Annotated in this window: 19 protein-coding genes; 12 read left to right on the top strand and 7 right to left on the bottom strand. The window is 44.6% G+C overall.

Annotated features, from left to right (window positions below):
• Positions 1-92: 92 nt before the first annotated feature.
• The 7 genes from acuR (at position 93) to CCS02_RS07165 (ending at position 6,989) form a co-directional block, all read left to right on the top strand.
• Positions 93-764 (top strand): acrylate utilization transcriptional regulator AcuR, encoded by a 672-nt coding sequence (acuR, locus tag CCS02_RS07195; RefSeq protein WP_100636226.1) that lies wholly within the window; start codon positions 93-95, stop codon positions 762-764.
• 70 nt (positions 765-834) lie between these two features.
• Positions 835-1,821 (top strand): acrylyl-CoA reductase (NADPH), encoded by a 987-nt coding sequence (gene acuI, locus CCS02_RS07190; RefSeq protein WP_100636225.1) that lies wholly within the window; start codon positions 835-837, stop codon positions 1,819-1,821.
• A 55-nt stretch (positions 1,822-1,876) separates the two neighbouring features.
• Positions 1,877-3,034 (top strand): glycerate kinase, encoded by a 1,158-nt coding sequence (locus CCS02_RS07185; protein ID WP_100187229.1) that lies wholly within the window; start codon positions 1,877-1,879, stop codon positions 3,032-3,034.
• 131 nt (positions 3,035-3,165) lie between these two features.
• Entirely contained in the window at positions 3,166-4,236 is a 1,071-nt protein-coding gene (locus tag CCS02_RS07180) for a sensor histidine kinase (protein ID WP_100187228.1), read from the top strand.
• Positions 4,233-4,922 carry a response regulator transcription factor gene (locus tag CCS02_RS07175; protein WP_100187227.1) on the top strand — a complete coding sequence of 230 codons (690 nt, stop codon included), beginning with the start codon at positions 4,233-4,235 and terminating at the stop codon, positions 4,920-4,922. The genes CCS02_RS07180 and CCS02_RS07175 overlap by 4 nt, the downstream gene beginning before the upstream one ends.
• A 44-nt stretch (positions 4,923-4,966) precedes the next feature.
• Positions 4,967-5,620, top strand: a complete 654-nt coding sequence (locus CCS02_RS07170; protein ID WP_100636224.1) for a potassium channel family protein — start codon at positions 4,967-4,969, stop codon at positions 5,618-5,620.
• Positions 5,586-6,989 carry a TrkH family potassium uptake protein gene (locus CCS02_RS07165; protein WP_232617121.1) on the top strand — a complete coding sequence of 468 codons (1,404 nt, stop codon included), beginning with the start codon at positions 5,586-5,588 and terminating at the stop codon, positions 6,987-6,989. Before CCS02_RS07170 ends, CCS02_RS07165 begins: the two co-directional genes overlap by 35 nt.
• A gap of 60 nt (positions 6,990-7,049) precedes the next feature.
• On the opposite strand, the gene mnmE is transcribed toward CCS02_RS07165, so the two are convergent.
• The 4 genes from mnmE to rpmH all read right to left on the bottom strand — a co-directional run bounded on the left by mnmE (position 7,050) and on the right by rpmH (position 10,859).
• Positions 7,050-8,429 carry a tRNA uridine-5-carboxymethylaminomethyl(34) synthesis GTPase MnmE gene (gene mnmE, locus CCS02_RS07160; protein WP_100187294.1) on the bottom strand — a complete coding sequence of 460 codons (1,380 nt, stop codon included), beginning with the start codon at positions 8,427-8,429 and terminating at the stop codon, positions 7,050-7,052.
• Positions 8,430-8,567: 138 nt separating this feature from the next.
• On the bottom strand, positions 8,568-10,223 hold the full coding sequence (gene yidC / locus CCS02_RS07155) for a membrane protein insertase YidC (protein ID WP_100636223.1): 1,656 nt from the start codon (positions 10,221-10,223) through the stop codon (positions 8,568-8,570).
• A 94-nt stretch (positions 10,224-10,317) separates the two neighbouring features.
• The gene (gene rnpA, locus CCS02_RS07150) at positions 10,318-10,716 is read right to left on the bottom strand and encodes a ribonuclease P protein component (protein ID WP_100636222.1); all 399 of its coding nucleotides are present in this window, start codon (positions 10,714-10,716) and stop codon (positions 10,318-10,320) included.
• An 8-nt stretch (positions 10,717-10,724) separates the two neighbouring features.
• Positions 10,725-10,859: a 50S ribosomal protein L34 gene (gene rpmH, locus CCS02_RS07145; protein ID WP_012072147.1), complete on the bottom strand. Its 135-nt coding sequence runs from the start codon at positions 10,857-10,859 to the stop codon at positions 10,725-10,727.
• 512 nt (positions 10,860-11,371) lie between these two features.
• Here rpmH and dnaA point away from each other — a divergent pair.
• The 4 genes from dnaA to gyrB all read left to right on the top strand — a co-directional run bounded on the left by dnaA (position 11,372) and on the right by gyrB (position 17,681).
• Positions 11,372-12,922, top strand: coding sequence for a chromosomal replication initiator protein DnaA (dnaA, locus tag CCS02_RS07140; RefSeq protein WP_072839314.1), 1,551 nt, complete (start codon positions 11,372-11,374; stop codon positions 12,920-12,922).
• Between the two features lie 32 nt (positions 12,923-12,954).
• Positions 12,955-14,052, top strand: coding sequence for a DNA polymerase III subunit beta (gene dnaN / locus CCS02_RS07135; protein ID WP_011977840.1), 1,098 nt, complete (start codon positions 12,955-12,957; stop codon positions 14,050-14,052).
• A 98-nt stretch (positions 14,053-14,150) separates the two neighbouring features.
• A complete protein-coding gene (recF, locus tag CCS02_RS07130) occupies positions 14,151-15,257 on the top strand; it encodes a DNA replication/repair protein RecF (protein WP_100636221.1) in 1,107 nt (368 codons plus the stop codon).
• Entirely contained in the window at positions 15,258-17,681 is a 2,424-nt protein-coding gene (gene gyrB, locus CCS02_RS07125; RefSeq protein ID WP_100187219.1) for a DNA topoisomerase (ATP-hydrolyzing) subunit B, read from the top strand. It abuts the gene before it with no gap.
• Between the two features lie 94 nt (positions 17,682-17,775).
• Here gyrB and CCS02_RS07120 read toward each other — a convergent pair whose 3' ends face one another.
• The gene (locus tag CCS02_RS07120) at positions 17,776-18,621 is read right to left on the bottom strand and encodes an SDR family oxidoreductase (protein WP_100187218.1); all 846 of its coding nucleotides are present in this window, start codon (positions 18,619-18,621) and stop codon (positions 17,776-17,778) included.
• 83 nt (positions 18,622-18,704) lie between these two features.
• Between CCS02_RS07120 and CCS02_RS07115 the strand changes: the two genes are divergently transcribed.
• A complete protein-coding gene (locus CCS02_RS07115; protein WP_100636293.1) occupies positions 18,705-19,118 on the top strand; it encodes a winged helix-turn-helix transcriptional regulator in 414 nt (137 codons plus the stop codon).
• A gap of 77 nt (positions 19,119-19,195) precedes the next feature.
• Here the strand turns inward: CCS02_RS07115 and CCS02_RS07110 are convergent, their stop codons facing one another.
• Positions 19,196-19,918 (bottom strand): siderophore ferric iron reductase, encoded by a 723-nt coding sequence (locus CCS02_RS07110; RefSeq protein ID WP_269800426.1) that lies wholly within the window; start codon positions 19,916-19,918, stop codon positions 19,196-19,198.
• Between the two features lie 75 nt (positions 19,919-19,993).
• A complete protein-coding gene (locus CCS02_RS07105; protein WP_100636219.1) occupies positions 19,994-22,135 on the bottom strand; it encodes a TonB-dependent siderophore receptor in 2,142 nt (713 codons plus the stop codon).
• Between the last annotated feature and the right edge of the window lie 12 nt (positions 22,136-22,147).

Here is a 22,147-nt window from a genome sequence, read left to right as displayed (position 1 = left end):
TCAATTCACGTTATTGAATTAACTTTCTTGAATTTAATAGACGAGTGGTCTAAATTGATACCTATCGTATTTTATTGCCTAGGTATAATCACTTGCTCCCTGTCCTTGATGAACTAAATGCCACTGTCAACTTGCCTAATAAACCTCGTCGTGGTCGACCTAAAAAGCAGCCTGTAGACGCTTTAGATACGCGCGAAGCTTTATTACGCGCAGGTATGTTGATATTGACGGAATCTGGTTTTACCCGCAGTGGTATTGATCCGATTTTAAAATCGATTGGTGTGCCAAAGGGCTCTTTCTATCATTACTTTTCCAGTAAAGAAGCCTTTGGTTTGGCCGTTTTAGAACGTTATCGCCGTTATTTTGAAGCTAAGTTAGATGATTTTTTGCTCGATGAGGTATTTTCTCCGTTAGAGCGATTACAGCGTTTCGCTCAAGACGCCCAAGACGGCATTGTCCGTCATGAGTTTAAGCGTGGCTGTTTAGTTGGCAATTTGGAACAAGAATCTAGCCTGTTATCCGAAGCATTTCGAGAGCAATTACAAGCGACCTATCAAAGCTGGCAAGCTCGGGTTGCGACCTGTTTATTAGAAAGCCAAAAACAAGGTGAAATTGATCTACAAGGCAGTATTGAAGAGACTTCTCAGGCATTTTGGATTGGCTGGGAAGGCGCGGTTCATCGAGCTAGATTAGTAAAAAGCACTCAGCCATTAAGCTTGTTTATGAGATTTTTTACCCAAGCGATTCAAAGTAAAACCCATTAACAATAAACCAGGCAGCAAAGCCTGAGTTTTTAGCTATTTAACTAGACGAGCGGTCTAAAGTGGAGGATTTATGTTTAAAGGCTTATTGATCACCCAAGAAGATAAAAAAAGTACAGCATCTGTGGTTGAACTGCAGGAAGATCAGCTACCCGAAGGCGATGTGCTCGTCGAAGTACATTACAGCACGTTAAATTACAAAGACGGCTTAGCCATCACTGGTAAGTCTCCTGTTGTGCGTTCTTTTCCTATGGTGCCGGGAATCGATTTAGTCGGTAAAGTTTTACAAAGCGACTCTGATCGCTTCTCTGAAGGCGATTTCGTCATACTGAATGGTTTTGGTGTGGGTGAAATGCATTGGGGTGGGCTTGCACAAAAAGCTCGACTCAAAAGCGATTGGCTTATTCCGCTGCCAAAAGGTATAGACGCTAAGCAATCTATGGCAATAGGTACAGCGGGTTATACCGCCATGTTGTCGGTACTTGCGCTTGAAAAACAAGGTGTTACGCCCGACTCTGGTGAAATTCTAGTCACTGGCGCCAATGGTGGTGTTGGTAGCTTTGCCATTCGACTACTGAATCGTCTTGGTTATCAGGTGGTTTCCTCCACTGGACGAATGGAAGAAAGCGACTATTTGAAAAGTCTTGGCGCGAGCGACATCATCGACCGAAAGTCACTTTCCGAGCCAGGTAAACCTTTGCAGAAAGAGCGTTGGGCTGGGGTCATCGATTGTGTCGGTAGTCACACTTTAGCCAATGCTTGTGCGAGTACAAAATACGGTGGCGTAGTGACCGCCTGTGGCTTAGCACAAGGTATGGACTTCCCTGCTTCTGTCGCACCCTTCATTTTGCGCGGCGTCAAACTTATCGGCATTGACAGCGTCATGCGACCCTTAGCAGACCGTATTGAAGCGTGGCAACGCTTAAGCGAACTGTTGCAACCAGAAGACTTTGACAGCATCTGTGAAGAAATTGGCTTGGAAGACGTAGTAGAAACGGCCTATAAATTGCTTGATGGAAAGGTACGTGGTCGAGTATTGGTGAATGTAAAAGCTCAATAACCCGCTTTTCCTGTTTTATCGACGAGACTGTTTTTACCAGCAGCAAGGATTGACTATGAAGATTGTGATTGCACCGGATTCCTTTAAAGAAAGTTTAACCGCGCTGGAAGTAGCGAATGCGATTGAAGCGGGCTTTCGTCAGGTATTTGCTGAGGCGGAATATATCAAAGTCCCGATGGCGGATGGCGGTGAAGGCACGGTGCAGTCTATGGTTGATGCGACTCAAGGTCATTTAGTTGACCTTGAAGTGACCGGTCCGTTGGGTAATAGAGTCATGGCGCAATACGGTATTTTAGGGGCTGTAGATGGTCAAACATCGTCCACCGCGGTGATCGAAATGGCCTCTGCTTCAGGGTTACATTTGGTGCCACGAGATCAGCGTGATCCACTTTACACCACAAGCTTCGGAACCGGTGAATTGATCAAAGATGCTTTAGATCGAGGCATTAAACACATTGTTTTGGGATTAGGTGGCAGTGCAACCAATGACGCGGGCGTCGGTTTGGCACAAGCATTGGGCATTCAATTTCAAGGCGATAACCATCAAGAACTGCCCTTTGGCGGCATGGCACTCGCACAATTGAGTCAGGTTGATGTGAGCCAAGCGCACCCTCTTCTAGCGGAATGCCGCTTCGATGTTGCCTGTGATGTTGATAATCCTTTATGTGGCGAACGTGGTGCTTCCGCTATTTTCGGTCCACAAAAAGGTGCAACGCCAGAAATGGTGACCTTGTTAGATAAAACACTCGAGCACTTTGCGGATCTCTTAGTGCAGAATGGTTTTGCTGACCATCGACTCGATCCTGGCGCTGGTGCGGCTGGTGGCATGGGCTTGGGGGCGAAAGTGTTTCTTAATGCGACTTTAAAGCCCGGCATCGAGATTGTCATGGAAACGGTTGGTCTGGCTGACAAGCTGAAAAATGCCGATTTAGTCATTACTGGTGAAGGCCGAATAGATGGCCAAACTGTCTTTGGCAAAACACCCATGGGCGTGTTGAAACAAGCCAACGCAAACGGGGTTCCAACCATTGGTATTGCTGGTAGCTTGGGTAAAGATGCCGAGGCTATTTTGGTGCACGGCATGTTGGCGATATTCCCCATTATTCCGGCGCTCGATAGTTTGGATAATGTTTTGGCTCAAGCCCAAAGCAATCTAATCAACTCATCACGAAACATCGCCGCCGCAATTCAATTAGGTCGTTTGATCAGCTAATTAATGTGGCGGTCCAATTAATGCGATGGCCAATAAAAACGTTACGTTTTTTTTACGCGCCAATCTCTGCGCCCTTTGCTACAGTCTTGCTTGTGCTCTTCCTTACTTAAAAGGCGTTGACAAGCGACACCATGAAAATGAAAACACCAACAATCCCCTCTCACTATTTAGCGGTACTGGCTGTTAGCACGGCTTTGCTGATCAGCTATGGATTGGATATTTGGCTAGGATCAAATATTGCCGTTTTGTTGATTTTGCAACTGGCCGTGGTGGTAGTCGCTTTATCCTGTCGTTCTCGTTGGGTGTATGGCGTGGCGCTGTTTGAAGCGCTTTGCTTCAACTTCCTGTTTACCGTTCCGCGTTATTCGTTCGAGATGTTTAATGGCGATGACATAGTGAATTTACTGGTATTTCTGCTGGTGGCGGTAATCACCAGTAAGCTGGCAGAGTTATATCAACATCAGCAAAACCAATTAAAACAAGAGCAGCTTCGTAACAGTATTTTATTGTCGGTTTCTCATGATTTACGTACGCCGCTGGCGACCATTATTGGTACTTTGAGCACCTTAAAAGAATACATGGATAAGCTCTCGGAGCAGGAAAAGCAAGAGTTGCTAGACAGCGCCACCATCGAAAGTCATCGTCTTCATCAATACATAGAGAACCTACTGCAAGCGACAAAACTGCACCATGGCGTGGTGGTTCCAAGAGTGTCTGAGCAATCTGCCGTTGCCATTATTCATCTTGTATTGGATCGTTTTAGTCAGCAAAAATCTCGTTTAATTCTGCAAATAGATGACAAGCTGCCACTGATTTCGGTGAGTGCTTCACTTATTCAGCAGGCAATTTTTAACGTTATCGATAATGCCTTGCGATACTCACCAATAGATAAACCTGTCACCATTTCTATAAAATTATTGGATACAGATAATAAGCATCCTCAGGTGGTTATTGATGTGCGAGATCAAGGGGTTGGTATCAGCTCTGCCCAGTCTGAAACCATCTTTGAGCTGTTTTATTCGGTCGACTCTTTCAAACGTAATGACAGCGGCACAGGTTTAGGTTTGGCGGTATCAAAAGGCATTATTGCTGCTCACCATGGTTCTATTCAATCTGTTCCCGTCGAGCAAGGCTGCCTAATTCGTATCTGTTTACCTGCATGCGTTGAACCGTCCATTAATGAAAAAGGTAATGCATCATGACCCCTTATAAAATCTTGGTGGTCGACGACGAGCCTCAAATCCATACCTTCATTCGAATTTCATTAGCAGCAGAAGGTTTTGAGTATCTTGGTGCGGAATCCATCGCCGCTGCAAAACAGGTGATTGAACAAGATTCACCGCATTTGTTGATCTTGGATTTAGGCTTGCCAGACGGTGATGGCATGGATTTGGTCAACTATGTGCGAGCTACCAGCAACACACCTATTTTGATTCTGACTGCTCGGGATGAAGAAGATGAAAAGATTCGCCTGCTTGAAGCTGGCGCTAATGATTACCTGAGCAAACCCTTCGGCATTCGCGAATTAATTGCCCGAGTGAAAGTTTTACTACGGGATTTAGTGAATACCCACTCATCGGCAGATGTCCTAGAAATCCAAGATATTAAGCTAGAAATCAGCACCAATCAGGCTTGGTTACAAGGTTCCCCCTTGGCGTTAACCAAGAAGGAATTTGCCTTTTTACGCATGCTGATGACCACGCCAGACAAACTGGTGATGCAAGAAGAGTTGCTGGCTAAAATTTGGGGCGTGACCCATACCCGAGACTCGCATTACTTGCGAATTTTAGTTAGCCAGCTGCGAAAAAAACTCAACGATAATGCCAATGATCAGCGCGTTATCAAAACGGAACCTGGTCTGGGTTATCGATTGTTATCTGATCGTTAAATTATCGAAAGACTCTTCAAAAATACGAACAAAAGGTAATCAATATGGCGCATTTTACAGTGATTGGTTTAGGGCGTTTTGGGGTTTCGGCAAGCATGGAGCTAATTTATTTAGGTCATACGGTAACGGGTGTAGATCGAGACGCAAAAATTGCGGAAAAGTACGTTGATGACTTCACTCAAGTGATGATTTGCGATTCCACAGATGAAAACGCGTTAAAAGAGCTCGACCTAATTAACAGCGATGCTGTGCTGGTGGCCATTGGTGAAGACATGGAATCCAGCCTGTTGTGCATCTTGGCACTGAAAAAGCTCGGCGTAAAAGAAATCTGGGTCAAAGCCAGTAGCCGCACACATCATACCATTGTTTCTAAACTAGGCGTGGCACGTATCATTCATCCAGAAGAAGAAATGGGTGTGCGAGTAGCGCAAGCACTGAATTACCCGATGGTGAACGATTATTTGTCTATAGGTCATGGTTTGTACGTGGTGGAGATTCACATCAAACCACAGCTAGACGGACGTCCTCTTGGTGATGTTTTAGACCCCGCAAAGGGAAAAGTCGATGCGGTGATGGTTAAACGTGAGCAAGAGACGTTTTTGCAGTTAGACAAAACCTTTGTTCTAAAAGAGAAAGATATCTTGTTGCTGTGTGGCCCTCGCAGTGAACTTAAACATATTGCACCAAGGCTGGCTTGAGATGGTGAATTGGGATCCTGCGGTTACCGCCATAGAGCGTCATCCAAAAGCGGCGAAAAAAATCATGGCGGCGCCACCTTTGATTTTATGTGGTGGTTTCTTATTGTTGATTATTATCGGTACCTTGCTGCTTAAATTACCGATTGCCACCACACAACCGATTTCTTGGTTACACAGTGTTTTTACCGCAACGTCTGCCGTCACTGTGACGGGCTTAGTGGTAGAAGACACAGGCACTGCTTTTACCACGTTTGGGCAAGTTGTGATTGCGATTTTGATTCAATGTGGCGGTCTTGGCTTAATGACCTTCGCTATCGTTACTCTCGTCGCGTTGGGCGGCCGTATTGGCTTTTTACAGCGTACGGTAGCCATTGAAGCATTCAATCAAACTGATGCCTCTAGCATCGTTTCTACCGCAAAGTCAGTATTGCTGTTTTCCTTGATTGTAGAAGTCATCGGTATATTAATTCTCGCGATACATTGGAGTGAAACCTTGGGTTGGAAAACCAGTTTGTTTCATGGTTTTTTCTACACCATCAGCGCCTTTAATAACGCCGGTTTTGCGCTCTCCTCAGCGAGCTTAATGCCCTACGTGGCCGATCCTATTGTGAACTTTACTATTAGCGGTTTGTTCATCATTGGTGGTTTGGGTTTTTCTGTATGGATCGATCTAATGAAAAATCGCCGTTGGGCGCGACTTTCTCCTTACAGCAAAATGATGATTACCGGCACCATTGTCATCAATTTGGTGGCTTTGCTTGCGATTTATTTCATTGAATACAGCAATCCAAACACGCTTGGTCCACTGAACGAAACAGGCAAATGGCTGGCGTCTTGGTTTCAAGCAGTTACCCCACGTACTGCGGGTTTTAATACTCTTGCCATTGAAGAACTAAGAGACGCCACGACCGCGCTGATGTTGGTGCTGATGTTTATTGGTGGTGGGTCCTTGAGTACCGCCAGCGGAATCAAGGTCGTGACTTTTATGTTGTTGGTCTTAGCTACTTACGCTTATCTGCGCCGCGATGAAGAAGTAAACGTTTTTAAGCGCGAGATTCCTAAGGAAGTGATCAGCAAAGCGCTGGCCTTGAGTATGATTTCCATCGGTGTCACTTGGTTAGCAATATTCGTATTATTGGTGAGTGAAAAACACGCGCAAATGATCGATGTGGTGTTCGAAGCTGTATCGGCATTGGGCACCGTTGGCCTTTCTCGTGGCTTAACCGGATCATTGAGTAACACAGGGGAAGGCATCATCATCTTCTTGATGTTTATCGGCCGCCTTGGGCCACTGACGCTCGCCTACTTCCTCGCCAGCCCAAGAAGCAAAAAAGTCCGCTACCCGAAAGTCAAAATGACCGTGGGTTAAGAGGCTTTTTCGAGCTCTAAACCTTATGGTTTAGAGCTCGAATGCTTTTTTACTTGTTTATCACTTCCCAATACAAAACGAGCCGAAGATACGTCCTAGCAGGTCATCGCTGGTGAAAGCGCCGGTGATTTCGCTAAGAGCTTGTTGGGCTTCTTTGAGATCTTCAGCCAGCAATTCCCCTGCGCCGTAGCCGTGGAGTTGTTCGTTGCCTGCGTCTAAGAAGCGGTTGGCTTTGTTAAGTGCTTCGATATGGCGACGACGAGCGATAAAACCACCTTCAGTCGTGCTGTCGAAGCCCATGACGGCTTTTAGGTGTTCAGTTAAATCAGTAACGCCCTCGCCTGTTTTTGCCGATAGAGAGACAACAGGGACGCCTGAAATCATTTCAATACCCGTGCCTTCTTTGGTTAAGTCGACTTTGTTACGCACCAAAGTTAGGTGTTTGGTATCGCCGAGTTTTTCCATGAATTCTGGCCAGATTTCGCTTGGGTCTTTTGAATCTATCGATTGGCTGTCAACCATCATTAGAATGCGATCGGCTTTGCTGATTTCGTCCCATGCGCGCTGAATACCAATGCGCTCTACTTCGTCTGGGCTATCGCGTAAACCGGCTGTGTCGATAATGTGCAGCGGCATGCCATCTAAGTGAATGTGTTCGCGCAACACGTCACGAGTAGTTCCTTCGATATTGGTGACAATAGCGGATTCTTTGCCAGACAAAGCGTTTAACAAGCTGGATTTACCAGCATTTGGGCGCCCTGCAATAACCACGTTCATACCTTCGCGAATCAAGGCGCCTTGGTTGGCTTCTTTGAGTACTTCTGCCAGTTTAATTTGAATGCCAGCCAGTTCCGCGGCGACTTTGCCGTCACCGATGAAGTCGATTTCTTCTTCTGGGAAGTCAATCGCGGCTTCCACGTAAATACGTAGGTGAATCAAGGCTTCAACCAGCTCGTCAACACGTTTCGAGAAAGCGCCTTGTAAGGAGCGTAACGCGCATTTAGCTGCTTGCTCTGACGTACTGTCGATCAAGTCAGCAATGGCTTCTGCTTGGGTTAAGTCCATTTTGTCGTTCATGAAAGCACGTTCGGAGAATTCCCCCGGACGAGCTAAACGTGCGCCAAGTGCCACACAATGGCTAAGCAGCATGTCCATAATCACTGGGCCGCCATGGCCTTGTAGTTCGAAGACGTCTTCGCCAGTGAAGGAGTTCGGGCCTGGAAAATATAAGGCAATGCCTTCATCAAGCTGTTCTTGATCCGTCGTTTTGAAAGGCACGTAATGGGCATAACGTGGTTTAGGTTCGAAGCCGACAATTTGCTTGGCGATGGCAAGGCTTTTTGGGCCGGATAAACGAATGATCCCCACGCCACCTCGGCCAGGAGCGGTGGCTTGTGCGGCAATCGTGTCTTGGTCTGTGGCGTATTGGAAGTCGGTCATAATCAAACTCTGTGCGATAAAAGAAAATAAATAGCGGTTGCTGTCATTGTCCGTTAGCAAGACAAGCATGGCAATCTAAACGTAAAAAAGGCCTCCCAATGGGAAGCCTTTTTAATCGAAACCTAAGCCTGTTTAGTATCAGACTTCTCCTTCGATGCGTTTTGTAATCACATACTGCTGCAATATCGATAAGGTGTTGTTCGTTACCCAATATAGAACCAAACCAGCTGGGAACCACAAGAAGAAGATGGAGAATGCCACTGGCATAATCTTCATGATTCGAGCTTGCATTGGATCTGGAGGCGTTGGGTTAAGTGATTGTTGAACAAACATACTAATACCCATCAAAATTGGCAGGATAAAGAATGGGTCCATCACTGATAAATCGTGAATCCATAGGAAGAATGGCGCATGGCGCAATTCAACGGATTCCATCAATACCCAGTACAACGAAAGGAAAACCGGCATCTGAACCAAGATAGGCAAACAACCACCCAAGGGGTTAATTTTCTCTTTCTTGTAAAGCGCCATCATTTCTTGCGACATTTTCTGACGGTCGTCACCATGCTTTTCTTTTAGCTTGGCAATTTCAGGCCCGAATTTACGCATTTTCGCCATTGAACGGTAGCTTGCCGCTGATAACTTGAAGAAAACAGCTTTTACACAAACCACGATCAAGATAATCGCAATACCCCAGTTGATAACGAAAGACTGGATCAGTGTTAGCAACCAGAAAAGCGGTTTAGCCAACCACCATAACCAGCCGTAATCAACGGTTAGATCAAGGTTTTCTGCTGTGCTTTCTAGGTGATCTTGTAATTTTGGACCAACATAGAAAGTTGAGCTCAACGTACCTTGTTTACCCGGTGCTATTTCAACTGGCGTGCCAGTAAAACCGATGATGTTAAAGTCACCATTAGTGCGAGCTTGCAAGGTTACTTTTTGGCCCTGTTCTGGAATCCAAGCAGAAACGAAGTAATGCTGAAGTACCGCAACCCAACCTTTGGTAGTGGTTGTTTTGATAGGATCTTCTTTCATGTCAGAGAAAGAAACCTTGGTGTATTTCGTTTGCTCATCAGAAATCGCGCCACCTAGGTAAGGCTGTAAGCCCATGCTAGTCGCTTTGCTTGGATCTGGTGTGTTGTCACGTTTGATCTGCGCAAATAAGTTACCGCGCCAAGTGCTTGATGACGTATTGTCTACCGTGATCAATTGGCGAATACGGTACTTGCCTTTCATAAAGCGGAAGGTTTTCGTGTATTTCACGCCTTTTGCATCAGTGTAGTACAGATTCACATCAAGAGAATCTTCACCATCAGCTAAGGTGTAAGCCGTTTTTTCAGATTGGTAAACTGGACGACCTTCAGGAGAAGCGTCTGGACCATCTTGACCAACTAAACCACTTTGAGTCACATAAGTGCGCTCGCTGCCATCTTCTAAGATGACAAATGGATCAGGCTGGCCTAATTCTTTTTTGTATTGAAGAAGAGCGGCTTCAACTAAGTCACCACCGACAGGATTGATCGCAACGCGAAGGGTATCGGTTGTTACTTCAATCAATTTTCCTGGTGCGATTTTTGTCACACTTTGCGGAATTTCGGCATTGGCTTCGCTTGTGCTTTGAGTCGCCATAGGCAAATCATCGCTCATTTGAGAGTTTGTCTCAGATTGAGACTGTGTGCTTTGAGCTACGCTTTGAGTGGACTGAGGGCCATAATCTTGGCTCCACTGTAAAAACAGCAGGTAGCCACTGATAGAAAGCGCACCCCATAAAAAGTAACGTCTGAAATCCATGCTATTCAACTAATTTGTTTGGTTGGACAATAGGTTCACAGAACCCTTATAAAAATCACGCGCTATTAAACCAGCCTTTGGCAGTTTTTTCAGCCTATTTCTGTCTAGATTGATCGCGTTTTTTATTTTGAGCGGGTTTTAGAGCTTTTTTTGCCAACTGATCCCATGCTTTATCGAGTCTGTTGTGCAAATCTGCGTTTTCCAGTTCCTTAATACCTTGTCGTGCTAAGAAGACAATATCAAGACCAGAAAGAGGTATTTTGTGGTGACGAAAGGAATCACGCACCAAACGTTTGATACGATTCCTGCCTACCGCGCGTTTATCCGTTTTCTTGGACACAATAAGACCCAACCGAGTTTGGTCATCATCTCGTTTTCGTGCCAATAAAAGGAATTCGCCTGCGAAGACTTTGGAGGAGGTGTCGTTAAAGACAGATTGATAATCCCCGGCATTCAGAAGTCTGACATGCCGAGGAAAACAATATTCGGTCATCAGCGTACTTATGCGCTTAGAACCTTACGGCCGCGAGCACGACGACGAGCGATAACTTGACGTCCGCCTTTAGTAGCCATACGAGCACGGAAACCGTGGTTACGTTTGCGTTTTAGAACGCTAGGTTGGAAAGTTCTTTTCATCTTAATTCTCTCACTGAATGCAGTGTTTGAGTTTTGAGGGTTAGCGACCGCCAAGCCTCTACATTTGATTGGTCAAATCAGGGCGCGGATTTTAGAGCCTTTCCTTAGTAAATTCAATGCTTAGCACAGCTTAATTAATAAAAAAATAGCTACACAATCCATTAAACACTTACACACAGACTTCTACCTCACTGGTGGATAAAGAATATTTTATAAAATTATCTTATCCACAAGAGCGGTTTTTTATTAATTTATGTGTATAAAAATCAAAATGATAAAAACTTTTCCACTTGTGGGTAAGGTTAAAATAAACCGCCATCAACATGTGTATAAGTAATGTTGTTATGCACATAATATTTTTTTATCTACCGCTGTGCATAACCTCATGTGTTATTAACATTTCTACTATTAACCTATGAGTTACGTTTTTTTCTAATTATGTGTGGATAACTTTAAGGGCCCGATGTAAAATCCGCTCCTTGTCTGTCACTCAACCAGGGAGTACGTCTACAGTGTCTTTGGAGCATTGGAATCTTTGTCTGCAGCGCTTGCAGGGTGAGTTTTCCACATCTCAGTTCAACACCTGGATTCGTCCATTGCAGGCTGAAATGATGCCGAATGGAGAATTGTGCCTAAGTGCACCAAACCGTTTTGTGTTGGATTGGGTGAGTAACAAATATCAAACGCGCATAAAGGAATTATTGTCTGAATTTGCTGGCGATGATCTTGCACCTGCTTTAAAGCTAGCGGTGAAAGCTCAAAATTTTGCCCAAGCGAATCAGATGTCTCCTCCACCTCCTCCGGTCTCAAGTGAACCGGCTATTAACCCTTTAAATAATGAAGTGGCTAGAGAATCTGGCTATCGTCCGGGTTTTGGCTTAATGGATGACGAAGAAGGCAGCCCAAATGCTGACCTTGAATTTGAAGCACCATTAACTTTGTCGGGTACTGGATTGCGTGGCGAGCTTGAACCTTATGAACAGGGCCAACTGCCATTAACGGCACCCAAACGTAAAGTACAAGTAGAGGGTGGTATTAACCACGGCGCGAATCTAAATAATTCGTTTACCTTTGATAACTTCATCGAAGGTAAATCCAACCAGCTCGCTCATGCTGCGGCATTGCAAGTCGCTGAGAATCCAGGCGGTGCTTACAACCCTCTCTTTATATATGGTGGGGTTGGCTTGGGTAAAACTCACTTAATGCAAGCCGTTGGTACTGAAATGATGCGTCATAATCCGAATGCTAAGGTGGTTTACCTGCATTCTGAGCGTTTCGTTGCCGACATGGTAAAAGCCCTACAGTTGAACGCGATTAACGATTTCAAACGTTATTATCGTTCTGTGGATGCTTTATTAATCGATGATATTCAATTTTTTGCCGGTAAAGATCGTACGCAAGAAGAGTTTTTCCACACCTTTAATGCTTTGTTAGAAGGTGGTCAGCAGATGATTTTGACCTGCGACCGCTATCCAAAAGAGATCCAAGGTTTGGAAGATCGTCTTAAATCGCGTTTTGGTTGGGGTTTAACTGTTGCGATTGAACCGCCGGAATTAGAAACACGTGTCGCCATTTTGATGCGTAAAGCAGATGAAAGTGGCATCAAGTTATCTTATGATTCTGCATTCTTTATCGCTCAGAAAATACGTTCAAACGTACGTGAGTTAGAAGGAGCGCTAAAACGTGTTATCGCTAACTCGCACTTTACTGGACGAGCAATTACGCCAGATTTTGTCCGCGAGTCTTTAAAAGACCTTTTGGCCTTGCAAGATAAGCTGGTAAACATCGATAATATCCAGCGAATTGTGGCGGAATACTACAAAATTAAGATCAGTGATCTGCTGTCGAAACGTCGTAGCCGGTCTGTTGCTCGTCCTCGCCAAGTGGCGATGTCATTAGCAAAAGAATTGACCAATCATAGCTTGCCTGAAATTGGCGATGCATTTGGTGGCCGCGATCATACGACAGCCTTGCATGCGATTCGCAAGATTAAAGAACTGCAAGATACGGATTCTGATATTCGTGAAGACTACAAACAATTGATGCGAATTCTGACCACCTGATGGTCTAAGACTTTGAGTTTACGAGGAAAATAATGAAATTTTCAGTCGTCCGCGAGACACTTCTTAAGCCACTTCAACTAGTGGCAGGCGTTGTAGAGCGCAAACAAACCATGCCGGTCTTGGCCAATGTGTTGGTAGAAGTAAAAGACCAACTATTAACGCTTACCGGTTCTGACTTAGAGGTTGAATTGGTAGGTCATGTGCCATTAGATGAGTGCGAAGAAGGCCGTATTACCGTGCCAGCCCGTAAACTAATGGACATTTGCAAAAGCTTACCTGACAGTGCGGTAATTGAATTCACCTTGGATGACCAAAAAGCGGTTATTCGTTCAGGTCGTTCACGTTTTAGCTTGTCTACTTTGCCAGCAGATGAATTCCCGAATATCCAAGATATGCAAGGCGATTTAACGGTTTCTATCGCACAAAATAGCGTACGTCGTTTGATCGACCGTACGGGTTTTGCGATGGCGAACCAAGATGTGCGTTATTACCTTAACGGTATGTTGTTAGAAGTGGCTGACGGTCAGTTACGAGTTGTAGCAACTGATGGACACCGTTTAGCGACTGCTGTTGAAGATGCTCAAGTGAGCGGTGATTTAACGCAAGTTATCGTGCCTCGCAAAGGTGTTTTGGAACTAAACCGCTTACTAAATGATACAGATGAAGTAGTTGAGCTAACGATAGGTACAAACCATATTCGCGCGAAAGTAGCAGAATATGTTTTTACCTCTAAATTAGTTGATGGCAAATTCCCTGATTATCATCGTGTTATTCCTCGTAATAATGAAAAAATTGTCATTGCCGATCGTTTGGAATTACGTCAAGTATTTCTACGTGCATCGATTCTTTCCAACGAGAAATACCGTGGTGTGCGTTTGATTTTGTCTAACGGCATGTTGCAAGTGTTTGCCAATAACCCAGAGCAAGAAGAAGCCGAAGAATCCGTATTGGTGCAATACCAAGGCGACAATATGGAAGTGGGCTTCAACGTGGGTTACTTGTTAGACGTATTGGGTGTCGTAGACTCTCAAGAAGTACGTTTATCATTGAACGACTCGAACAGCAGTGCCTTGATCGAAGAAGCACAAAGTCACGCAGCACAATACGTTGTGATGCCGATGCGTCTATAATCATCGCTTAGATGATAGACCTATCACCCGCTTGGTGATTTAGTTTTCTAAAATGCCAAGTGGGTTGTCTTCCCTCCCCCAATTAAGGTTTAAGAGTTATGCCGCTGGTGCGTTTGGACATCTCTCATGTTCGCAACCTTTCTAGTGTGCGCTTTGAACCTTCGCCCCAAGTAAATGTGATTGTTGGCAAAAATGGCAGTGGTAAAACCTCTGTTTTAGAAGCCATTCACCTATTGTCGTTTGGTCGCTCCTTTCGTAGTCACAAGCACAAGACCTATATTCAACACGAAAACGAGGCTTGTATTGTCTTTGCGCAGCTTCAACAAACGCACGGTAGTCCGATCCGTGTCGGTTTACAGCGCTATCGTGATGGTCAAATAGATGTCCGCATTCAAGGACAGCGTGCGCAATCTGTTATTGAGCTTGCAGAACGTCTTCCAGTACAGCTCATTAACCCTGATGCATTTCGATTATTAGAGGGTTCTCCGAGCATTCGTCGCCAATTTATTGACTGGGGGGCGTTTCATTTCGATAAAGACTTCATTCAAGCATGGCGAGGCTGGCAAAAAGCATTAAAACAGCGGAATACCTTGCTCAGACGTGGTAAAATATCCCTCAGTTTATTGGCGGCATTTGATCAGGAATTGATCCGACTGGGTGAGCAAGTCAATCAATCTCGCAAAGCATATGTGGAAAAATTAACACCGCATTTTGTGAAGGTTTTATCGCTATTAACCACAGAGCTTTCGGTGAATTTGCAGTTCTTTCAAGGCTGGGATGCACAGAAAAATTTAGCCATGGCGGTTGAAGCGGGACGTGAGCGAGACATCGAGTTAGGTTATACGCACACAGGCCCTCAAAGAGCAGATTTACGTGTGAAAACGGCGACGGGAGATGCGTTAGATACGCTGTCACGTGGCCAACAAAAACTTGTCGTTTCCGCGTTAAAGATTGCTCAAGGACAGCTACTGATTGATATGGGTCGCCCTCTGGTATTTTTAGTGGATGATTTACCAGCAGAGTTGGACGCTAACCACAGACAGAAACTTTGTCAGTTGTTGGAGTCATTAAACAGCCAAATTTTTATTACCAGTGTCGAGCCTGACACAACGGATTTTACTTGGGCCGACACCACAGACGTTCGTCAATTTTCTATGACTAATGGCGAATTGTCTTTATTGAGCAAAGGTTTGCAGGAGAGTTAAATGAGTGAAAATAAATACGATTCGTCCAGTATCAAGGTGCTCAAAGGGCTAGATGCCGTACGTAAACGCCCTGGCATGTACATTGGCGATACTGACGATGGCACCGGTTTGCATCACATGGTGTTTGAAGTCGTGGATAACTCCATCGATGAAGCCCTTGCTGGTCACTGTGACACGATCACGGTACTGATTCATCCAGATGAATCGATTTCTGTTTCGGATAACGGCCGTGGTATTCCGGTTGATATACACGAAGAAGAAGGCGTTTCTGCCGCTGAAGTTATCATGACAGTACTTCACGCTGGTGGTAAGTTTGACGATAACTCATACAAAGTTTCCGGTGGTCTTCATGGTGTAGGTGTTTCGGTTGTAAACGCCCTATCTGAAGCGCTTACTTTGACCATCCGAAAAAATGGCAAAGTATACGAACAGCTTTATGTACATGGTGTTCCACAAGCACCATTGGCCATTGTTGGCGACTCTGATGGCAAGGGAACAACAGTTCATTTTAAACCTTCTCCTGCTACTTTTAACAATATCTTATTTGTTTATGACATCTTGGCTAAGCGCCTACGTGAATTGTCATTCTTGAACTCGGGCGTTGCGATTAGACTCAAAGATGAGCGCTCTGGCAAAGAAGATTTCTTTAACTACACCGGTGGTTTGCGTTCTTTTGTTGAGCATTTGAATACTAACAAAACACCAATCAACGATATTTTCCACTTCATCTGCCAGCGTGATGACCTAGAAGACGGTATCGCCGTAGAAGTCGCATTGCAGTGGAACGAAGGCTTCCAAGAAAACATCTACTGTTACACCAATAACATCCCACAACGCGACGGTGGTACTCACCTTGCTGGTTTCCGTGGTGCTTTGACTCGTACTCTAAACACTTTTATTGAGAAAGAAGGTCTAGCGAAGAAGCAAAAAGTGGCGACAACAGGCGATGACTGCCGTGAAGGCTTGACTGCTATCGTATCGGTGAAAGTGCCAGATCCTAAATTCTCTTCTCAGACCAAAGACAAACTTGTGTCTTCTGAAGTAAAAACTGCCGTAGAACAAGAGATGACCAAGCGCTTCTCTGAGTTCCTGCTAGAGAAACCAAACGAAGCCAAAATAATCGTTAACAAAATGATCGATGCGGCTCGTGCGCGTGAAGCAGCGCGTCGTGCTCGTGATATGACGCGTCGTAAAGGTGCGTTAGACATCGCTGGTTTGCCAGGTAAATTGGCCGATTGTCAGGAAAAAGACCCAGCGCTTTCTGAAATCTACCTAGTGGAGGGTGACTCTGCAGGTGGCTCGGCAAAACAAGGTCGTGATCGTCGTACGCAAGCCATTTTGCCTCTTAAAGGTAAAATCTTGAACGTCGAAAAAGCCCGTTTTGACAAAATGCTGGCGTCTGTTGAAGTTGGCACCCTGATTACTGCATTAGGTTGTGGTATCGGTCGTGACGAATTCAACGCCGACAAATTACGTTACCACAGCATCGTTATCATGACCGATGCCGACGTCGATGGATCGCACATTCGTACCTTGCTTTTGACCTTCTTCTTCCGTCAAATGCCAGAAATCATCGAACGTGGTCACATCTTTATTGCACAACCGCCTTTGTTTAAAATCAAACGTGGCAAGCAAGAACAATACATCAAAGACGAAGCTGCGATGGACCAACATCTAATCGAAGTGGCGCTAGATGGTGCTCATATGCACGTCAACGAAGATGCTCCAGGCATCCAAGGTGAGCATTTGGCGAAATTAGTACGTGATTACATTCACATTGAAGCCGATGTTGAACGTTTGTCTCGTGTGTATCCAAAAGATGTAATGGGTAAACTTCTGTACTGCAAAGCGCTAACACAAGAAGATTTGACCAAAGAAGCAGCGGTTATGGAATGGGTTGAAGCTATTCGTAGCCAAATGCCACAAGATGCTCGTACTGGTTTCCGTTTTGACTTCTCTGTAGAGAAAGACGATGAACGTAATATCTACTTACCAGTAGTCGATATCATGTCTCATGGTGTATCGAACCGTTACCGTTTTGAAGGCACTTTCTTCAACTCACCAGAGTACAAACGTATTGTTGCTATGTCTGAAACCGTAGCGGAATTGTTTGGTGAAGAGTCTTATATTCAACGTGGTGAACGTCGTGAAGCAGTGCACACCATTAGCGACATGAAAGCGTGGTTGATGAAAGAAGCGTCTCGTGGCATGACTATCCAGCGTTATAAAGGTCTGGGTGAGATGAACCCTGAGCAACTTTGGGAAACCACTATGGACCCAGAAGCGCGCCGCATGCTTCGCGTTACCATCGATGATGCTGTTGCCGCTGACCAAATGTTCACAACCTTGATGGGTGACGAAGTAGAACCACGTCGTAACTTCATCCAAGAAAACGCCTTGAACGTAGCGAACCTAGACATTTAAGTCTTAGTTTGCTCAATAAAAAAGCGGTTAGAGTGAAAGCTCTAACCGCTTTTTTTATACTTAATTTTTTATACCCAAATTTAGGTGTACAAACTTACAACGCCGCCTTGATGCTGTCTTCAATGGACGTCGTAGGACGGCCAATTAGCGTTGATAAGTCTTTGCTGTCACTGAACAAGCCGCCTTTGGCTGCGCCAGCTTCTGAATCTGCAAGAACCGCTGCAAAGCCCTCTGGAAGGCCAACACTTACAAGAATCTTGGTGAACTCTGTTTCAGGAACATTTTGGTACGCAACGGTTTTGCCTGATACTTTGCTAATCGCTGCAGCGTATTCGCTTAGTGTGAAGGAGTTGTCACCCGCTAGTTCGTATACTTTGCCAGCTTGTCCGTCTTTAACCAGTACCGCGGCAGCGGCAGCGGCATAGTCTGCACGTGCTGCAGTAGACAGTTTTCCATCTTCAGCACAACCCACAACACCATGCTCTAGTGCACCTGCTACGCCCATTGTGTAGTTTTCTGAGTACCAGCCATTGCGAAGTAGTACATAAGGTACGCCAGATTTCGCTAACAGATTTTCTGTTTCTACGTGTTCTTTTGCCAAAATAAGAGGCGATTTGTCCGCGTTTAAGATACTGGTGTAAGCAATCAAAGCGACGCTAGCTTGTTTAGCTGCATTGATTACGTTGCTGTGCTGAGCAGTACGTTGACCCACTTCACTTGAAGAAACTAATAGTACTTTTTCCACGCCTTGCATGGCTGCAACAAGAGAATCAAGGTCGCTATAATCCGCTTTGCGAACTTGAATGCCCTTTTCTGCTAAATCGACGACTTTCTCTGGGTTACGAACCGCTGCCACGATTTGGTTTGCTGGTGTGGTGTTTAAAAGGTTATCTATAACTAAACGGCCAAGTTGGCCAGATGCGCCAGTAACTAAAATCATAATATTCTCCTTTGAGTTTTAAGTTGATGGAAGTAGAATATATCACTAACAAACTTTTAGTAAGTACGTACAAAAAGGTAAGTATGGAAAATAATTTACAAACTTCACAGAACGGCATGTCGCGCTTATTTGATAAAGGCGATGTGTTTTCAGACAAATGCCCTTCACGTGATATTTTGAAACATGTCACCAGTCGTTGGGGTGTGTTGGTGTTGGTTGCTCTTAAAGATGGTGACACACAGCGCTTTAGTGAATTGCGTCGTAAGATTGTGGGTGTCAGTGAAAAGATGCTCGCGCAAACTCTTCAAGCCTTGGAATTAGATGGCTTTGTGTTACGTACTTCTTATCCTGTGGTACCGCCTCATGTGGAATATAGTTTGACGGATTTAGGGCTAGAAGTGTCCGTTCGAGTGGCTAGTTTGGCTGATTGGATTGAAGACAATATTACCGATATTTTGGCTATACAATCCCAACGAAATGAAGAGTTAGCTTCTTAAATTTATATTTATTAGGCTTTAAATTGAGAGTGAGTACTTACACTAAATTACTTATTTATAATAATCACTTACCTTTATCACCGTTGATTAATTGTATTTTGCTGTTTTTGTTTGGCGCTTTTTGTGTGCAGTCTTGGGCAGTTTGTACAGAGCTCTCCGCCGTCACGGCGAAAGTGCAAGCAGCAAGTATGACGCACAAAAACAGGTGTTTCTGTTTCTTGCTGACTTAGACCAGCAAGAGGTTTTAATGGCAAATTCATCCCTTGCGCCCAAAGTTGAAAATCCGTTTCTAGGTTGTATTTTTGCTCATCGGGCAACAAATTATTTATAGCAATTAACGCACTCATTAACTGATCAGCAAGCAAACCTTGATAAAGTGCAGGTCTTCCACCAAAGGCATCAACATGGGTTGTTTCAAAGGATTGGAACATCGTATTGAGCTGTTCACTGGCTGTTTTTATCAGCGTCTTGTGACTTCCCTCTTGCCACATTCCATCGGGTAAAAAATACCCAGCGACCATCTCGCCACTTTGCTTTTGTTCTATTTCTTGCAAGCGCAACGGCACAGCTTTGAGCTGATAAACGCAAATCATAGCCAGATAGATTGGTTGCCAGCAAGCCAACCCCCAACATCGAATACGCCAATAAGGCGCACCCGTTTCTGGGTGCGCCTCTTGTAGTGTTTCATGTAAAACAAGCAATGCTTGCTCTGGCTCTTTGGCTGATAAGTTGGTTGTGCTTTGTTTTTTATCAGACAAACTTTCTTGCCCATCCAGCACAGCAATGTAAGATCTTGCAATGTTGAAAAGACGATCTATAGGCCTTTCGATTTTTCTATACCTCTAGTATTGCTGCTAAGTTGTGCTATGAAATGTTTAGAACTCATATCGTGCACTGACTTCGAAGGCTCTTTCATCTCCGAACCAGCAGTTGGATTCGTCGTAGCAGCTGTAATAGGTTTCATCAAATACGTTGCTCATCGAAAACCTGACACTGGCTCCTTGCCATTGCGCAGACAGCATTGATAAGTCGTAACCTATGGATAAATCGACCAATGTAAAAGACGGTACGGTATTAGAATTTGCTGCGTCGAGCTGCATTTGGCCAACATAACGTACGCCTGCACCGAGTGATGTACCGGCTAATCTTCCTTCGGTTGGCGTATAAGTTAGCCAAGTATTAAATTGCTTTTTGGGTACCCAAACCGGCGTATTACCTTCTATGCCGCTGTTGTCTTTGGTGACTTCAACGTCTTGAAGTGTATAGGCGGCTTTTACGGTGACATCAGGTGTAATCGCTTGTTGTAACTCAAGTTCGATACCACGAGATCGCATTTCCCCCACTTGGACTTTTTGGCTGTAGTCTGTGCTGTCTGGATCGCGGGTAAGTACATTACGTTTAGTGATCTCAAAGGCGGTCGCACTGGCGGTAATATCTCGTTTTTTGTATTTTAGGCCGGCTTCCCATTGATCTGCGGTGGAAGTATCAAAGGTCTTTCCTTTGCTGTCTGAGCCTGTGACAGGCTCGAAGCTTTGGGCATAGCTAATGAATGGCGCTAGGCCATTATCAAATTCATACAGTGCGCCGGCTCGACCACTAAATTGGCTCTGATCGACTTTGGTGTTTGTTATATTTCCGTATTTACGACCCTTTTCAGTTGCTTTAAATTGATCGTAGCGGCCACCGGCAATAAAGACCCACTGATCAAGGCGTATTTGATCTTGCAGATACACGCCCGTTTGTTCTTTGTCGATAGTGAAATCGCTGCTGTAACCAGACCCAGCAAAATCAAGGTTATCTCTAATAATCTGGTCGTGATTTGGGTTATATAGATCGATGCTAGGCGCTACAGCATCTTCGTATATAACGTCAGATTTGAGCTTGAGGTAATCCACGCCGACCAAGACATTATGTTCGGCATTGCCAATATCAAAAACGCCTGAAAATTGGTTGTCTATATTGATGCCTTCCGATTTTTCATCAGTCAGGTAAGCACGACGATTTAGAGTTCTTTCATCACTGTCTAAAGAGGAAGAGTAAGTGTTCTCTTGGTAAACTTTTGCTGTAGTGAAACGAGCATTTTGAAGAAAGCTCCAAGTATTATTTATTTTATGGTCGAGTTTATAGCCAAGTAAAAGTACATCTCTGTCGTAGGTTTCCCAGTTTGTGTCGCCCGCATAAGCATCTGCAGACAGTTTTCCATTGGTGCTGCTATAGACGGTTCCTTTTGATGGCAAGGTAGAATAAATACCCATGCTTGGATCTTTCTGATAATACAGATTGAGGTTAAGCATAGTGTCATCACTGATTTTCCAATCAATAGATGGCGCTATCATGATGCGTTCTTCTTCTGATGTTACAGCTTGTCCGTCTTTTTTACGAAATAGACCGACGACGCGATAGTTCATTGTGTCGTTAATCGCTCCAGTACTATCGATTTGTGTTTCGCGTTTATTATCGCTACCTAATGTTACTTCCACACTATGTTGGCTTTCAGATTGAGGCGTTTTACTGATGAGGTTCACCATGCCCCCAGGAGGCATAGCGCCATAAAGTGTTGAGGTCGGGCCTTTAAATACTTCAACTTGTTCTACCGCTGCCATATCGATTTGTGGTTGTAGGTTCCAATCGTTATAGAGTAATTGCAGTCCGTCATAATAGGCTTTGTCATTTTCAAACCCTCGGATATTAAAAAAATCCAATCGTGTTACCGCTCCGCCACGTAATTCAGTGTTAATACCTGAGGTGTATCGAACAGCTTCCGCAACGGTTTCCGTGCCTCTTTGTTGTAGTGAGCTTTGTTCAATCACTGAAATAGCTTGGGGTGTTTCTTCTGGATCTAATTGGGTTTTTGTCGCTGTATTTCGATAAGTCTGCCCCTTTACCACTAATGCGCTTAATTGATCTTCTGAGCTTGTATCTGTTGCTTCTGACGTATCAGCTGCGAGAGAGTAAGACGGCACTGAGGTAATTGCTAAAGCAAGCAAAGTGAGTTGGAAATGCACAGACGGTTTCATGTTAACTCCGGA

Origin of the sequence: Marinomonas sp. ef1, assembly GCF_002806845.1 — a bacterium.
Taxonomy (GTDB): domain Bacteria; phylum Pseudomonadota; class Gammaproteobacteria; order Pseudomonadales; family Marinomonadaceae; genus Marinomonas; species Marinomonas polaris.
Note: the sequence above shows the minus strand (reverse complement) of the source record. Positions and strands in the feature narration are given on the sequence as shown.

What these genes read in the sequence shown, in the direction of transcription:
- acuI (WP_100636225.1), top strand. Translation starts at nt 835, where the DNA reads ATGTTTAAAGGCTTATTGATCACCCAAGAAGATAAAAAAAGTACAGCA.
- CCS02_RS07185 (WP_100187229.1), top strand. Translation starts at nt 1,877, where the DNA reads ATGAAGATTGTGATTGCACCGGATTCCTTTAAAGAAAGTTTAACCGCG.
- CCS02_RS07180 (WP_100187228.1), top strand. Translation starts at nt 3,166, where the DNA reads ATGAAAATGAAAACACCAACAATCCCCTCTCACTATTTAGCGGTACTG.
- CCS02_RS07175 (WP_100187227.1), top strand. Translation starts at nt 4,233, where the DNA reads ATGACCCCTTATAAAATCTTGGTGGTCGACGACGAGCCTCAAATCCAT.
- CCS02_RS07170 (WP_100636224.1), top strand. Translation starts at nt 4,967, where the DNA reads ATGGCGCATTTTACAGTGATTGGTTTAGGGCGTTTTGGGGTTTCGGCA.
- mnmE (WP_100187294.1), bottom strand. Translation starts at nt 8,429, where the DNA reads ATGACCGACTTCCAATACGCCACAGACCAAGACACGATTGCCGCACAA.
- yidC (WP_100636223.1), bottom strand. Translation starts at nt 10,223, where the DNA reads ATGGATTTCAGACGTTACTTTTTATGGGGTGCGCTTTCTATCAGTGGC.
- rnpA (WP_100636222.1), bottom strand. Translation starts at nt 10,716, where the DNA reads ATGACCGAATATTGTTTTCCTCGGCATGTCAGACTTCTGAATGCCGGG.
- rpmH (WP_012072147.1), bottom strand. Translation starts at nt 10,859, where the DNA reads ATGAAAAGAACTTTCCAACCTAGCGTTCTAAAACGCAAACGTAACCAC.
- dnaN (WP_011977840.1), top strand. Translation starts at nt 12,955, where the DNA reads ATGAAATTTTCAGTCGTCCGCGAGACACTTCTTAAGCCACTTCAACTA.
- recF (WP_100636221.1), top strand. Translation starts at nt 14,151, where the DNA reads ATGCCGCTGGTGCGTTTGGACATCTCTCATGTTCGCAACCTTTCTAGT.
- gyrB (WP_100187219.1), top strand. Translation starts at nt 15,258, where the DNA reads ATGAGTGAAAATAAATACGATTCGTCCAGTATCAAGGTGCTCAAAGGG.
- CCS02_RS07120 (WP_100187218.1), bottom strand. Translation starts at nt 18,621, where the DNA reads ATGATTTTAGTTACTGGCGCATCTGGCCAACTTGGCCGTTTAGTTATA.
- CCS02_RS07115 (WP_100636293.1), top strand. Translation starts at nt 18,705, where the DNA reads ATGGAAAATAATTTACAAACTTCACAGAACGGCATGTCGCGCTTATTT.
- CCS02_RS07105 (WP_100636219.1), bottom strand. Translation starts at nt 22,135, where the DNA reads ATGAAACCGTCTGTGCATTTCCAACTCACTTTGCTTGCTTTAGCAATT.